Annotated in this window: 13 protein-coding genes; 7 read left to right on the top strand and 6 right to left on the bottom strand. The window is 67.1% G+C overall.

Annotated elements, in window-relative coordinates; genetic code table 11:
- The first annotated feature begins 45 nt into the window (after positions 1 to 45).
- Positions 46 to 633: a Pr6Pr family membrane protein gene (locus tag ACSYHF_RS06355; RefSeq protein ID WP_447576182.1), complete on the top strand. Its 588-nt coding sequence runs from the start codon at positions 46 to 48 to the stop codon at positions 631 to 633.
- Here the strand turns inward: ACSYHF_RS06355 and ACSYHF_RS06360 are convergent.
- Both ACSYHF_RS06360 and ACSYHF_RS06365 read right to left on the bottom strand, forming a co-directional pair.
- Positions 581 to 1,435 (bottom strand): DUF72 domain-containing protein, encoded by an 855-nt coding sequence (locus ACSYHF_RS06360; protein WP_447576425.1) that lies wholly within the window; start codon positions 1,433 to 1,435, stop codon positions 581 to 583. The genes ACSYHF_RS06355 and ACSYHF_RS06360 overlap by 53 nt on opposite strands.
- A gap of 20 nt (positions 1,436 to 1,455) precedes the next feature.
- Positions 1,456 to 1,899 carry a VOC family protein gene (locus ACSYHF_RS06365; protein ID WP_447576183.1) on the bottom strand — a complete coding sequence of 148 codons (444 nt, stop codon included), beginning with the start codon at positions 1,897 to 1,899 and terminating at the stop codon, positions 1,456 to 1,458.
- 110 nt (positions 1,900 to 2,009) lie between these two features.
- Here ACSYHF_RS06365 and ACSYHF_RS06370 point away from each other — a divergent pair, with 110 nt between their 5' ends.
- The 3 genes from ACSYHF_RS06370 (at position 2,010) to agp (ending at position 6,852) form a co-directional block, all read left to right on the top strand.
- The gene (locus ACSYHF_RS06370) at positions 2,010 to 3,572 is read left to right on the top strand and encodes a serine hydrolase (RefSeq protein ID WP_134955430.1); all 1,563 of its coding nucleotides are present in this window, start codon (positions 2,010 to 2,012) and stop codon (positions 3,570 to 3,572) included.
- A gap of 155 nt (positions 3,573 to 3,727) precedes the next feature.
- Positions 3,728 to 5,560 (top strand): multidrug efflux ABC transporter SmrA, encoded by a 1,833-nt coding sequence (gene smrA, locus ACSYHF_RS06375; RefSeq protein ID WP_111176269.1) that lies wholly within the window; start codon positions 3,728 to 3,730, stop codon positions 5,558 to 5,560.
- A gap of 68 nt (positions 5,561 to 5,628) precedes the next feature.
- Positions 5,629 to 6,852: a bifunctional glucose-1-phosphatase/inositol phosphatase gene (gene agp, locus ACSYHF_RS06380; RefSeq protein WP_338167428.1), complete on the top strand. Its 1,224-nt coding sequence runs from the start codon at positions 5,629 to 5,631 to the stop codon at positions 6,850 to 6,852.
- Between the two features lie 6 nt (positions 6,853 to 6,858).
- Here the strand turns inward: agp and ACSYHF_RS06385 are convergent, their stop codons facing one another.
- Positions 6,859 to 7,860 carry a polysaccharide lyase gene (locus ACSYHF_RS06385; RefSeq protein ID WP_447576184.1) on the bottom strand — a complete coding sequence of 334 codons (1,002 nt, stop codon included), beginning with the start codon at positions 7,858 to 7,860 and terminating at the stop codon, positions 6,859 to 6,861.
- Between the two features lie 144 nt (positions 7,861 to 8,004).
- Complete coding sequence (locus tag ACSYHF_RS06390; protein ID WP_329846429.1) at positions 8,005 to 9,813, bottom strand: DUF885 domain-containing protein; 1,809 nt, start codon at positions 9,811 to 9,813, stop codon at positions 8,005 to 8,007.
- A gap of 112 nt (positions 9,814 to 9,925) precedes the next feature.
- On the opposite strand from ACSYHF_RS06390, the gene ACSYHF_RS06395 reads away from it, so the two are divergent.
- Together ACSYHF_RS06395 and ACSYHF_RS06400 are read left to right on the top strand one after the other, a co-directional pair.
- The gene (locus ACSYHF_RS06395; protein WP_053497067.1) at positions 9,926 to 10,282 is read left to right on the top strand and encodes a GFA family protein; all 357 of its coding nucleotides are present in this window, start codon (positions 9,926 to 9,928) and stop codon (positions 10,280 to 10,282) included.
- Positions 10,279 to 11,094 (top strand): DUF4349 domain-containing protein, encoded by an 816-nt coding sequence (locus ACSYHF_RS06400; RefSeq protein WP_005415830.1) that lies wholly within the window; start codon positions 10,279 to 10,281, stop codon positions 11,092 to 11,094. Before ACSYHF_RS06395 ends, ACSYHF_RS06400 begins: the two co-directional genes overlap by 4 nt.
- Before the next feature lie 31 nt (positions 11,095 to 11,125).
- On the opposite strand, the gene ACSYHF_RS06405 is transcribed toward ACSYHF_RS06400, so the two are convergent.
- Positions 11,126 to 11,419 (bottom strand): hypothetical protein, encoded by a 294-nt coding sequence (locus ACSYHF_RS06405; RefSeq protein ID WP_005415831.1) that lies wholly within the window; start codon positions 11,417 to 11,419, stop codon positions 11,126 to 11,128.
- 68 nt (positions 11,420 to 11,487) lie between these two features.
- Positions 11,488 to 12,432 carry a LysR substrate-binding domain-containing protein gene (locus tag ACSYHF_RS06410; protein ID WP_069138003.1) on the bottom strand — a complete coding sequence of 315 codons (945 nt, stop codon included), beginning with the start codon at positions 12,430 to 12,432 and terminating at the stop codon, positions 11,488 to 11,490.
- A gap of 115 nt (positions 12,433 to 12,547) precedes the next feature.
- Here ACSYHF_RS06410 and ACSYHF_RS06415 point away from each other — a divergent pair, with 115 nt between their 5' ends.
- Positions 12,548 to 13,420: a DMT family transporter gene (locus ACSYHF_RS06415; protein WP_338167430.1), complete on the top strand. Its 873-nt coding sequence runs from the start codon at positions 12,548 to 12,550 to the stop codon at positions 13,418 to 13,420.
- The last annotated feature ends 28 nt before the right edge of the window (positions 13,421 to 13,448 follow it).

Genomic DNA, 13,448 nt, shown 5'->3' on the forward strand with positions numbered 1-13,448 from the left:
GACGCCTGTGGCATGCTCGCGGAAACTCCTCAGGGGAACCCTGCAATGGCTGCCAACCGCTCCGCCCTGCGTGCATGGGCAGCACTGACTGCACTGGTGGCCGCCACCGCGTTGCTGCTGCAATACCTGTTGCTGGTACGCGGCCCCGGGGCGGCTGCCGGGGTCGGCATGGCGACACTGCGCTTCGTTGGTTACTTCACGATTCTCAGCAACCTGGCGGTGTGCCTGGGATGCGTCAGGCTGATCCGTGCGGGTGTGCTGGACACGACTGTCGCCGCGGCGATCGCGTTGTGCATCGGGGTGACCGCGTGCATCTACATGCTGGCGTTGCAGGGGCTGTGGCAGCCCACCGGGCTGCAATGGTGGGTCGATGCCGGTTTGCACTACGCTGTGCCGGCGCTGTACCTGCTCGGGTGGTGGTGGCTGCTGCCGCATGGGGCGCTGCGCTGGCGCGCGCTGGGCGGCGTGCTGCTGGTACCGCTGGTCTACCTTGGCTGGGCGATGCTGGTCGCTGCAATGACCGGACAGGCGCCGTATCCATTCCTCGAACTGCAACGCCTGGGGCTGGCGGCCTTCCTGCTCAACGTGCTGCGCGTTGCGGGCGTGTTCGTGGTGGGCTGGACCCTGCTGTAGGGGCTGGACCGCTGGCGCCGTCGATGAGGCGCTGCAGGGCCATCGCTGCGGCCGGGTTGCGGGCCTTGCCGGCACCGATGCACAGCAGGTAGACCTCGCGCGGGGTTTCCGGGGCGGACCCGGCCAGGCAGGGCAGGTCGTCCACCGGCTCGCCGCGTGACCAGCGTCGCGCGCGTTCAGCCCAGCGCTGCTGCACGGGTGCAGGCAGGCCCTCGTTCAAGCGGGCCTGGCTGCGCTTGATCCGCGCGTAGACGAAGCCCGCACTGACATCGCCATGCAATGGCGCCTCGTCGCTGTCCTCGATCACCAGCGCCACGCCGTGGCGGCGCGCGGCGGCGACCAGTGCCGGTCCATGTGCTTCGGCGTTGCGCACTTCCAGAGCGTGCTGCAACGGCACGCCCTCGAGCTGCTTCGGCAGCTGCGCCATCAGCGCTTCCAATGCATCGGCGTCGGCCGGATGGTGCGGATCGAACTGCCACAGCAGCGGGCCGAGCCGGTCACCGAGCGCAAGTGCCGCCTGCAGGAATGGCGTGGCCGCTTCCACGGTGCTGGCCAGGTCGCGGCGCTGCACCAGGTAGCGTGGCGCCTTCATCGAGAAACGGAAGCCTTCCGGCGTCTGCGCGGCCCACTGCGCGCACTGGGCCGCAGTCGGCGTGCGGTAGAAGGTGCCGTTGATCTCGATGCAGCGCAGGGCGCGGCTGGCATGGGCCAGTTCCTCGCGCTGCGGCAGTCCCACCGGATAGAACATGCCGCCGCGCCACTCGGGAAACACCCAGCCGCCAATACCGCAGCGGATCGCCATCTGGCTGGCGGCGGCAGCGTTCACTGGCTGTGGTCCTCGCGCCAGGGGTCGTAGCTGCCGAACCACCACAGGTAGCCTTCAGGATCGGCACAGGCATAGCCGCGGCCGCCGTAGTCCTGGTCGGCAATGTCGATGACGATGCGTGCCCCAGCCGCCTTGGCCCGCGCATAGTGCGCATCGACATCGGTGACGATCACGCAGGCGCTCTGGGTCTGGTGGCCGCCGACTTCTCCGGGCAGGACCGCGTGTTCACTCCACGCGCTCTGGTTGTTGGCCGAGCCGAGCATGATCATGCCGTTGCCGAAGGTCAGCTGCGCATGGAAGACCGTATCGCCATCGGCATACACGGCCTGGGCATGGAAGCCGAAGGCCCGCTGCAGCCAGTCGATGGCGGCCAGCGCGTCGCGGTAGCGCAGGCACGGAATGATGGTGGAGCCGTTGCTTGATTGGCCGTTCCCGCCCATGACACCCCTCCTATGGCACGGGGCAGGGTGCATCGGCGACCGTTACCATCCTGCGAAACCCCGGTGACGGCCTGCACATGGCCGCGACCCCTGTTCGGAGATGGTGCTGGATGAAAACCTGGATCGGAGGAGCCGTGCTGCTGGCGTGCACGACCATGGCCAATGCGGCGACCCCGCAGCAGCTGCAGGACCTGGATGCGACCGTCGAGCGCGTGCGCACGCAGTTCGACGTGCCCGGCATCGCCGTGGCCGTAGTCAAGGATGGCCAGGTGGTGCTGGAACGTGGCTGGGGCGTGCGCGAGCAGGGCAAGCCGGAACCGGTGCAGGCCGACACCCTGTTTGCCATCGCTTCCAATACCAAGGCGTTCACCGCCACCTCGCTGAACCTGCTGGCCGAGGACGGCAAGCTGAAGATGGATGACAAGGTGATCGATCACCTGCCGTCGTTCCGCATGTCCGATCCGTTCGTGACCGGGCAGATGACGATCCGCGACCTGCTGTCGCATCGCAGCGGGCTGAGCCTGGGCGCCGGTGACCTGCTGTTCTGGCCGGCCACCTCCTACAGCAACGCCGAAGTGGTGGAGCGACTGGGCAGGGTGCCGCTGAAGGGCGGCTTCCGCGAGAGCTATGCCTACGACAACATCCTGTACGCGGTCGCCCAACAGGTGATCGAGCGCGTGTCCGGCATGAGCTACCAGCAGTTCCTGCAGACGCGCATCTTCGACAAGGTGGGGATGGCTGGCACGCGCTACAACGCCGACCACCTGAAGCCAGGTGACAAGGCGGCGGTCGGCCACGCCAAGTACGATTTCAAGGACCTGCGCACCGTCGCACCACTGACCTGGTCGAACAATGCCGGCGCCGGCGGCATCTATTCCAGCGCGCACGACATGGCGCGCTGGATGCAGGTGCAGCTGGCCGGAGGCAAGCTCGCCGATGGCACGGTGCTGTTCAGTGAAAAGAGCCAGCAGCAGATGTGGCGGATGATCACCCCGCAGTCGATCCCGGCGCCCAGCGTGCCGGAGCTGGCACCGGCGCGGGCCAACTTCGCCGGCTATGGCGAAGGCTGGAGCCTGAGCGACTACCGCGGGCAGAAGCTGGTCTGGCACACCGGTGGCTGGCCGGGCATGGTCTCGCGGTTGACCCTGGTGCCCGGCGAGAAGCTGGGCGTTGTGGTGCTGACCAACCAGGAAGTGGGCGCGGCGTTCAATGCGATCACCCTGAGCGTGCTTGACGCTTACCTGGGCGGAGAAAAGCACGATTGGGTGGGCGCCTATGCCAAGGCCGTGGCCAAGGGCCAGGACAAGGCCGACGAGGCCTGGGCCAAGCACCAGAGCGCACGCGACAAGGGCAGCAGGCCATCGCTGGCGCTGGCCGGCTACACCGGCAGCTTCCGTGACCGCTGGTATGGCGACATGCAGATCAGCGCCGAAGGCAAGGGCCTGCGCCTGCGCTTTGCGAAGACCGCGCAGCTGAGCGGGCGGCTGGAGCACTGGCAGCACGACACCTTCATCGTGCGTTGGGACGACCGTTCGCTCAACGCCGATGCGTTCGTGAACTTCAGCCTGGACCCGGATGGCAAGGTGCGCGAGGTGCGCATGCAGCCGATTTCCGACCTGACCGATTTCAGTTTCGATTTCCAGGACCTGCTGTTCACCCCGGTCAAAGAATGAGGGTCGTGCCGGCCGCTGGCCGGCAACCTCATGATCCCTGGAAACGTCGCGAGGTTGCCGGCCAGCGGCCGGCACTACCGGCGCCGCGGCATCGTCGGCCGGCGTACACATCCGGCGTGGGATACTCCGCCGGCTATTGATGGCGAGGGAATGCGATGTTCCGTTGGTTTGAATCCCTGATCCCGGTTTTCCCGCCCGTGGATGGGCGCATGCCACCGCGCAAGGTGCTGCCGTTCTACCTGCACTACCTGCGCCCGGTCTGGCCGGTGCTGCTGGCGACCCTGATTGCCGGCCTGCTGCTGGCGCTGGTGGAAGTGGCCATGTTCGACTACCTGGGCCGCATCGTCGACATGGTCGCCGAGCAGCCCGGTGCCGATTTCTTCAAGCGCCATGCCAATGAACTGGGCTGGATGCTGTTCATCACGGTCATCGCGCGGCCGATCCTGGTGGGCCTGCACAACCTGCTGGTCAACCAGGCGATCGTGCCCGGCCTGAGCAACCGCTCGCGCTGGCTGATGCACAACTACGTGGTACGGCAGAGCCTGAGCTTCTTCCAGAACGACTTCGCCGGCAGCGTCGCCAACCGGGTGATGCAGACCGGTACCTCGCTGCGCGAGTCGGCGGTACAGATGGTCGACTCGCTCTGGTACATCGTGGTCTATACCGGCACGGCGCTGTACCTGTTCGCGCAGGCGGACTGGCGGTTGATGGTGCCGCTGGTCCTGTGGCTGCTGGCCTATGCGGTGATCATGGTCTACTTCGTGCCGCGCGCGAAGGAACGGGCCTGGATTGCGTCCGAAGCGCGCTCCAAGGCGATGGGCCGGATCGTCGATGGCTACACCAACATTCCCACGCTGAAACTGTTCGCCCATGGCGGGCGCGAACAGGCCTACGTGGCCGAGTCGATCCAGGAACTGGCGGTCAAGCACCGCGCGCAGACCCGGGTAACCACCGGCATGGACCTGACCATCGCCATCGTCAACGGTTTCCTGATTGCCGGCACCTGTGGGCTCGCGCTGTGGCTGTGGAATGGCGGTCATATCACCGTGGGCGCGATCACGCTGGCGACCGGTCTGGTGATCCGCATCCACAACATGTCCGGCTGGATCATGTGGACCATCAACGGCATCTTCGAGGACATCGGCACGGTGCAGGATGGCATCACCACCATCGCCCAGCCGCTGACCGTGCAGGACCGCGGGGACGCGGTGCCGCTGCAGGTGACCCGCGGTGGCGTGCACTTCCAGGACATCCACTTCCATTACGGCAAGAAGGGCGGCGTGATCGCCGGCCTCGACCTGGTGGTGAAGCCGGGCGAGAAGATCGGCCTGGTCGGTCCTTCCGGTGCCGGCAAGTCGACCCTGGTGAACGTGCTGCTGCGCCTGTACGACCTGGAGAGTGGCCGCATCCTGATCGACGGCCAGGACATCGCCTACGTCACCCAGGAAAGCCTGCGCCAGCAGATCGGCGTGGTCACCCAGGACACTTCGCTGCTGCATCGCTCGATCCGCGACAACCTGCTGTACGGCCGTCCCGATGCGACCGAGGAGCAGCTGCGTGCTGCCGTAGCCAAGGCGCGTGCCGAAGCCTTCATCGATACGCTGGTGGACGGGCAGGGGCGTCGTGGCTACGACGCGCATGTCGGCGAGCGCGGGGTGAAGCTGTCCGGTGGCCAGCGCCAGCGCATCGCCATTGCCCGCGTGCTGCTGAAGGACGCGCCGATCCTGGTGCTGGACGAAGCGACCTCGGCGCTGGACTCGGAAGTGGAAGCGGCGATCCAGGACAGCCTGGATGAGCTGATGGGCGGCAAGACGGTGATCGCGATCGCGCACCGGTTGTCGACCATCGCGCGCATGGACCGGCTGGTGGTGATGGACCAGGGCCGCATCGTCGAGACTGGCAGTCATGCTGAACTGATCGCGGCCGGTGGCCTGTACGCGCGCTTGTGGGCGCGACAGACCGGTGGTTTCGTGGCGGCCGATCAATGAGTACTTCCGGGGTCGGAGCCCTTTCCTTCGGAAAAGGCTCCGACCCCGGCGTGCTTCTGGAGACCTGCATGATCCGCGCCCTATGCTCCCTGTTTCTGCTGATCGCGCTGGCCGTGAGCACTGCGACCGCGATGGCCGCACCCGTCGCCGACGAGCAACTGCAGCAGGTCATCCTGCTCAGCCGCCACAACCTGCGCGCACCGATGGTGGCGTTCGGCGCACTCGCCAAAGCGACCCCTGAAACCTGGCAACGCTGGGACGTGGCACCGGGCGAGCTGACCACCAAGGGCGGCGTACTGGAGGTCTACATGGGGCGCTACATCGGCCAGTGGCTGCGCCAGGCGCAATTGTTGCCGGCGTCGGGTTGCCCGCAGCCGGTTGACTTCCACGCCCATGCCAACAGCCTGCAGCGCACCCAGGCCACCGCGCAGTTCTTCGTTGCTGGCGCCTTCCCGGGCTGCCCTGCTGCGGTCGAACAGCGCACGCCGCTGGGGACGATGGATCCACTGTTCGATCCGGTGATCCATAACGATGACCCTGCCTTCCGCGCCCGCGCGCTGGCGGCAATGCAGAACGCGCTGGCGGCAGCGGATCTGGCCCCGGCACTTTCCGTGGTGGAGGAAATCACCCGTTACCCGCAGTCGGCGGCCTGTGCGGGGCGCAGCGACTGTCATCTGGTGCCGGCCGATACCTCCTTCAGTGCGGAGCCGGGCAAGGAGCCTCGCGCCTCCGGTTCACTGGCACTGGCCAGCGGGCTGGTTGATGCGCTGTTGATGGAGCATTACCAGGGCAGTGGCATGCGCCACGACGGTTGGGGGAGATTGAACACCCGGGCCCAATGGCAGGCGCTGGCGCAGATCCGCAACCTTTACCAGGACATCCTGTTCAGCACCGCCGAGGTGGCGCAGGATGTCGCCGGACCGCTACTGACCCACGTCAATGCGTTGTTCGCTGATCCGGCGTCACCGAAGGTGACCCTGCTGGTCGGCCATGACTCCAACATCGGTTCCGTGCTGGCGGCGCTGGGCATCACCGACTACACGTTGCCGGGCCAGTACGAGAAGACGCCGATCGGTGGCCTGCTGCAGTTCGAGCGCTGGCGTGACCGCCAGACGGGTGGCGAGCGGTTTCGCCTGGCCTACGTCTACCCGACCACCGCACAGCTGCGTGGCGCACAGCCGCTGACCGAGGCGCAGCCGCCGGGCCATGTCGCGTTGCGGGTGCCGGGCTGCGCGGCGCAGGGCTGCACCATCGCGGAATTCCAGCGTCTGCTGCAACCGGCAGCCCGCTGAGGCGCGTCACCAGCGCAGGGGCGTGCGCACGATGCCGTGCGTGGCCATCAGGGTAAGGTCACCGCCCAAGCGCGGCGAATGGAACGGTCCGCGTGCATGCGCGGCATCGAACAGGCCGCCATTGGGTGAGCGCAACCGGTAGAACTCGACCCATCCGCTGGCCTGCAGGGGCAGTTGTGCAACACCGGTCTGCTGGTTGAACCACGCTGGGTCCTTGCTGCCTTCGATGACGCGACGCGCCAGGCGGTCGATGGCGTGATCGCGTCTGGCGTACCAGTTCTGACCGCGCAGCCGCGCCAGCTCCGCCATCATCACCAGCGGCGTCAGCGCGTAGTCGTGGTAGTGCAGGGCACGTTGCCCGCGCGCCATTTCCAGCGGCAGGCTGCCATCGTCCTGGATGTCATCGATGCCCTTCTGGAAGGCTGCATGACCAGCCTGCCACAGGGTCTGGTCATCGGTGACCAGGCCGGTGGCCAGCACGCCCAGGCCGCCCCAGTAGTAGTGATTGTTACGGCGCCGTTTCGGGTTGTCCCAGTAGGACAGGTTGGCCCTTGCCAGCTGCTGCAGCCACGGATCGATGCGCGCGCGCTGCTGCGGGTCGGCCTGGTCATGCACTTTCAGGTAGGCCATGGCCACCGCATCGAGCATCCACTGCCGCATGTAGAACGACTGATCGTTGTTGACCCGGATCATCTGCCCGAGCATGGCGCCCTCGTCGGCCCACGCACCCAGCCAGTTCAACGTGCACTGCGCCGCTGCCGGGTCACCGCTGCGCAGATAGTCGTCGCTCATGTGCGCCACGTCGGCGGCATAGCGGTCCAGCGGCGCGGTGGCATCCTTGTTCTGCTGGTGCAGTGCCGGGTCGATCACCGAGCCGGCCTTGTCGGTGTAGTAGCCCAGGGCACGGATGTCGGGCTGGCCAGCGGGTGGCGCAGGGCACGCAGCAAAGGCACAGGCGCTGGCCAGCAGTGCGGGCAGCAGTGCAAGGCGGAGCAGAGGGAGAGACATGGATGCCGGTGGAAGGGGGAACCCGGCGAACGATGCGCCTGGCTCCGTTGCCGGCATGTGATGCGGCGATGGCGTGGCGATCCTGTGCAAACGGAACGGCCCGGGTTTGCCCGGGCCGCTCTCGTTCAACTCACACCTGCGCGATCACTCGATCGGCTGGTCCAGCATCAGCTGGCGGGCGAAACGCACCGGCGGTGCGCCGTAGGACAGCACCTGGTCGTGGTACGCCTTCAGGTTGAACTTGTCGCCCAGCTTCTCCTGCACTGCCTTGCGGGTGTCGAAGTGTTCCTGCGCACCGACGAAGTAGGTCGGCAGCTGTGCCGACGTCAGCTGCGCGCGCACCCACTTGCCGGCCGCTTCGCTTTCCTGCTGGAACGCGTCGTGGGTCATCAGGTGCATCGCCTTTTCGCGATCCCAGTTGTCCACGTGCACGCCCTGGTCGAGGATCGCGTTGGAGATGGTGCGCAGGTAGAACTTCAGCTGCACCAGGTGGAACAGCGGATCGTTGTTGAGGTAACCCTGCTCCTGCATCATGCGCTCGGTGTAGACCGCCCAGCCTTCGGCGAACAGGCCTGAACGCAACACCGCACGCAGGGTCGAGGGGAACTTGGCCGAGTGCCAGCCTTCCAGGTAATGGCCCGGAGTACCTTCATGGATGCTGAGCAGGTGGATCATGCGCGAGTTGTACTCACGCAGGAACGAGTCGACCTGTTTCTCGTTCCAGTCGTCCGGAATCGGCGACACGGCGTAGAAGGTCTTCAGGTTCTTGTCCAGCGGGCCCGGCGAATCACAGTAGGCCACGGCCACGCCACGCTGGAATTCCGGCATCAGGATGATGTCCACCGGCGCATCGGGCAGCGTCATCAGATCGTGCTCGCGTACGAACGCGGTGGACTGCTCCAGCGCGGCCTTGGCATCGTCGACCACCTTGTCGCGTGCCGGCTTGTCGGCGTAGGCCAGTTCCAGCGCGGCCTCGATCGCCTTCTGCTGCTGCTCGTCGGTCGGCTGGGCCGGCATCTCAGGTGCATCCGGCTTGTCCTTCAGCACGGTCTGCGCGATGCCGTACATGTCCTCGCGCACGCGCTTGAGTTCGGCGCGCGCACGCTCACCGATCTCCTGGCGCGACAGCGAGGAGCTCAGCGCGAATTTCAGCTTCTGGTCGTATTTCTCCGCACCGATGCGGAAGTCGCCCTTGGCGTTCGGTACCAGGGTCTTGTCCAGCCAGGTCTGCTGCTCGTCCACGGCCTTCTTCAGGCCGTCGATGGCCGCTTGCAGGCGCTGCTGGTCGGCCTGCGGCAGTTCGCCGATGTGCGGGGTGATGAAGGTATCGACGATGCTGAGGATGCCCTTGTTCTGCTTGGCAACGGTCTCGGCGTGGATCTTCGGCACGCGGGCCGGGTCCAGGTTCTCGCGGGCCTGGGCGAAGATCGCCGGCAGCTTCTCCATGCGCGCGGTGGCCGCCTTCAGGCGCTCCGGCAGCGGTGCGAACTCGCGCGCCATCAGGCCGTAGATCGCGCTGCCGGCGACGCCGTTGTACAGCTGCGGGTCCCACTTGCCGGACTGCAGCACTTCGGCGTTCCAGATTTCCGACTGCAGCTGGTTGCGCAGGATCGCTGCGTCCACCTGGTTCTCACGGCCCAGCTTGGCCACCGCGATCTTGTCCAGCTCGCCCAGCAGCGCCTTGTAGGCGGCCACGGTCTTCTGCTGGCCGGCGGCACTCAGGTCGTCCAGCTCGCTGTCGTAGCGGTGGTCACCGATCTGGGTGGCGCTGACTGGCGACAGCTGCATCCAGGTGTCCAGCGCGCGCTTGGACAGATCGGCGAAGGCGGCGTCGACCGCCGCGTCACCGGCCTGCTGGCTGGCGGCCGGGGTGGAAGCATTGGTCGGGGCGTCGGCCGGCTGGCAACCGGCCAGCGCGGCGACCAGGGCGAGGGCAAGAAGATGCGGGCGCATCGGCATTCCTGTACGGGGTCAAACCCTGAGCATAGGGCCCCGTCGCTGCTTTGTCCCCGTGCCATAGGATTACCATGGGCGGATTCAAGGACCCTCCAAAGGAGCGCAGGACATGGAATACCAAGGAAGCTGTCATTGCGGCAGGATCGCATTCACCGTACAGGCCGAGGCGCCGATCAGCGACGTCATCGACTGCAACTGTTCGATGTGCCGGCGTCGCGGCAGCCTGCTGTGGTTCGCCCCGCGTGCGGCGTTCCAGCTGGCCACCGATCCGGCTGACGTGGCCACCTACCACTTCAACAAGGCCCACATCGACCACCACCACTGCCGCCAGTGTGGTATCGCTCCCTACAGCGAAGCGGTCGACCCTCGCACCGGCACACCGATGGTGGCGGTGAACGTGCGCTGCGTGCCGCAGGTGGATCTGGCTGGCCTTTCGGTGACCTCCTACGACGGAGCGGCACTGTGAGGCCGGTGCGAGCGTGGACGCGCAGGGCGGCGCTGCCGGTACTGCTGCTGGCGCTGGGCGCCTGCGCCAAGCAGGGCGACATGGTGGGGGATGCGGGCGCCACGGCCGCGGAGGCGGCCATCGCTTCGCCGGAAGGCGCCTTCCTGGCCTACGAACACGACGTGCAGGTGCAGCTGGAAGCGGCGCAGATCGCACCGCGCATCCAGCAGATCGCTCAGGCCTGCCAGAGCGCGAAGTTCGGTGACTGTGCAGTGTTGCAGGTCGAGCAGCACGGCGGCGAGCAGCCCAGCGGTGAAGTGAAGGTGCGCATCGCCCCGAAGGGCACCGAGCCGCTGATCGCGATGGCTGGTGAAGGCGGCAAGCTGCAGTCCCGCAATACGCGCGCCGAGGATCTCGCGCAGGCGGTGGCCGACACGGCATTGACCAAGGCGCGGCTTGAAAAGGAGCACGCCCGCCTGCTGTCCTACCAGGACCGCAAGGACCTGAAGGTCGAAGACCTGATGGCGATCACCACGCGCCTGTCGGAGATCGAGGCGGGTGTCGAGCAGGCCAACAAGGACGCCGCGCAGCAGCGTCGGCGCATCGATACCCAGCTGGTGGCGATCCACTTCGACACCACCTCTGGCCAGCGCAGCCGCAGTGAGATCGGCGAGGCGCTGAGCGAGTCGGGCAGCATCCTCAGCACCAGCATTGCGTTCCTGATCCGCGCTGCTGCCGCGCTGCTGCCGGTGGCGGTGCTGGCCTTGATCGCGGCCTGGGGTGTGCGGGCATGGTGGCGTCGCCGCCGTCGTAAGCTACCGCCCAACCCCTGAGATGAAGGCCGATGCCGGCCGTCAGCCGGCATCAGCCCTCGTCGGTCTCGTACTCGACGAACACATCGAGCTCCAGCGCCAGTTCCTGCACCGCATCGCGCACCTTCTGCGCGGTGCTTTCATTGCCGACTTCCACTTCTAGCTCGTGGATGCCCGGGCCGATGTCATCGGACAGCCCGGCCGAACTGGAATCGTCGTCGTCCATGTGCGGCATCAGGTCGTCGGTTTCTTCGACATGTTCGATGCCGTCCAGGCCGAGCAGCAGGTCGCTGATGGCGCGGGCGTCGTCTTCGGTTCCGGTGATGCGCAGTCGCAGCATGGCCATGGCATAGGTACGTTGTGGGTTCGCCAGCAGCCTAGCCAGCGTGAGGCAAAGAACGGGTGAGGGCGCAGTCAGGCGTGCGTTGCCGGCCGCCCGAGCAGGCTGTCCGGCAATGCCGGGATCGGCGTGCGCTCGTCCTGCGCCTGTTCCAGCAACCAGTCGATGAACAGGCGCGCAGCCGGGCTCGGCGGTTGCCCTTCTGCGTGCACCACGTGATAGGCATAGCGCGCCTTCAATGCCGGGCCGGGCAGGCGCACCACCTCGTAGCGCTGCAGGTAGGGCTGGGCGATGTGGGTGCGCGCCAGCACCGCGCCCATGCCATACACCGCTGCACGCATCGCGTCGGTGCTGTCGGCGAAGGTGTGCATCGGCGGCATCGGCGACGGCGGGCGCGCGCCGGCGTGGCGGAACCAGTCGCGCCAGCCCTGCGGCGACAGGTCGGTCAGCAGCGGCAGCTCGGCGATGCGCGCCGGATCGACCAGCATTTCGACCCCGGCCAGTGCCGGTGAGGCCACCGGGAACAGGTAGTCATCCATCAGGTGCTGCGCACGCAGGCCCGGCCATTGGCCCAGCCCGTAGCGGATGCCGACTTCCGGTCCGTTGTCGTCGTAGCGATCCAGCCCGCTGCCGGTGTGCAGCTCGATGCGGATGTGTGGATAGGCCTGGGTGAAGCGTGGCAGTCGCGGCAGCAGCCAGCAGTACGAGAGCGAGCGCAGCGTGGTGATCCGCAGCGGCACGCTGTCGGCATCCGGTTGCAGGTGATGGGCCACCGCCGCGACATCGGTGAAGGCGGCGCTGGCGGCGTCGGCCAGCTGCCGACCCTCGGCGGTCAGGCGCACGCCGCGGGCGTGGCGCAGGAACAGGCGAACTTCAAGTACTTCTTCCAGGCGGCGCACGTGGTGACTGACCGCGCTGGCGGTCAGGTGCAGCTCCTGCGCGGCCTGGGCGAAATTCTGGTGGCGTGCGGCGACCGCGAACACGGCCAGTGCGGGGAGCAGGGAAGGACGGAGCAGCATGTCGAGCCTCAAACCATATTTGTGGCTGACAGCGATACTACGCGCTTGTGCGGCGGGCGTCTGCGCCTGATCCTGTCTGCCTTGGCGAGGAACAGACGATGGACGGAGGCAGGACATGAATGCGATCCCACAGGCGGCCGAGCGCGACTGGCGCACGCCGCTGGAATTGACCCTGCTGGGCGCCATCTGGGGCTGCTCGTTCCTGTTCATGCGGGTGGCGGTGCCGTCGTTCGGCCCATTCGCGCTGGTCGAGGTACGGCTGGTGCTGGGCGCGCTGGTGCTGCTGCCGTTCCTGTGGCGCGCCCGCGCGCAGTTCCCGCCGCGGCGCTGGCTGTGGTTGGCACCGATCGGCCTGATCAACTCAGCGCTGCCGTTCGTGCTGTTTGCCTATGCCGCCGAGCAGGCGCCGGCCGCGATCGGTGCGATCTGCAATGCGATGACGGTGCTGTTCGCCGCGCTGATCGCGTTCCTGTTCTTCGGCGAGAAGATCGGCATGCGTCGTGCCGGGGCGCTGCTGGTCGGCTTCGCCGGCGTGGTGGTGCTGGCCACGGCCAAGGTCTCCGGCCTGAGCATCGGCACCGCAGTGCTGGCCGGTGCGGCGGCATCGCTGCTGTACGGCCTGGGCGTGAACCTGGTGAAGCGGCACATGACCGGGTTGCCGTCGGCCGCCGCCGCGGCGGCAACGCTGTCGTGCGCCTCGCTGTGGATGCTGCCGATGGCGGTGACGCACTGGCCACAGGCCGCCATTCCGCTGAAGGCCTGGGGTGCAGCGATCGCCTTGGGCGTGGCCTGCACCGGCCTGGCGTTCCTGATGTTCTATCGCCTGATCGGTCGTATCGGCCCGTCGCGGGCGTCGACGGTGACCTACCTGATTCCGTTGTTCGGTGCGGCGTTTGCGTGGTTGTTCCTGGGCGAGGCGGTGACGGTACAGATGTTGGTGGCGGGGGCGTTGATTCTGGGGAGCGTGGCGGTGAGTCAGAAGGGCTGAGGCGTTGGCGTTTTGCGCGTGGCGCGTG

The organism is Stenotrophomonas maltophilia group sp. P373, from assembly GCF_053295075.1.

Excerpts from the sequence above, each read along its gene's own strand:
- ACSYHF_RS06355 (WP_447576182.1), top strand. The coding sequence starts at position 46 with ATGGCTGCCAACCGCTCCGCCCTGCGTGCATGGGCAGCACTGACTGCA.
- ACSYHF_RS06385 (WP_447576184.1), bottom strand. The coding sequence starts at position 7,860 with ATGTCTCTCCCTCTGCTCCGCCTTGCACTGCTGCCCGCACTGCTGGCC.
- ACSYHF_RS06395 (WP_053497067.1), top strand. The coding sequence starts at position 9,926 with ATGGAATACCAAGGAAGCTGTCATTGCGGCAGGATCGCATTCACCGTA.
- ACSYHF_RS06360 (WP_447576425.1), bottom strand. The coding sequence starts at position 1,435 with ATGGCGATCCGCTGCGGTATTGGCGGCTGGGTGTTTCCCGAGTGGCGC.
- ACSYHF_RS06370 (WP_134955430.1), top strand. The coding sequence starts at position 2,010 with ATGAAAACCTGGATCGGAGGAGCCGTGCTGCTGGCGTGCACGACCATG.
- ACSYHF_RS06410 (WP_069138003.1), bottom strand. The coding sequence starts at position 12,432 with ATGCTGCTCCGTCCTTCCCTGCTCCCCGCACTGGCCGTGTTCGCGGTC.
- ACSYHF_RS06415 (WP_338167430.1), top strand. The coding sequence starts at position 12,548 with ATGAATGCGATCCCACAGGCGGCCGAGCGCGACTGGCGCACGCCGCTG.
- smrA (WP_111176269.1), top strand. The coding sequence starts at position 3,728 with ATGTTCCGTTGGTTTGAATCCCTGATCCCGGTTTTCCCGCCCGTGGAT.
- ACSYHF_RS06405 (WP_005415831.1), bottom strand. The coding sequence starts at position 11,419 with ATGGCCATGCTGCGACTGCGCATCACCGGAACCGAAGACGACGCCCGC.
- ACSYHF_RS06390 (WP_329846429.1), bottom strand. The coding sequence starts at position 9,813 with ATGCGCCCGCATCTTCTTGCCCTCGCCCTGGTCGCCGCGCTGGCCGGT.
- agp (WP_338167428.1), top strand. The coding sequence starts at position 5,629 with ATGATCCGCGCCCTATGCTCCCTGTTTCTGCTGATCGCGCTGGCCGTG.
- ACSYHF_RS06365 (WP_447576183.1), bottom strand. The coding sequence starts at position 1,899 with ATGGGCGGGAACGGCCAATCAAGCAACGGCTCCACCATCATTCCGTGC.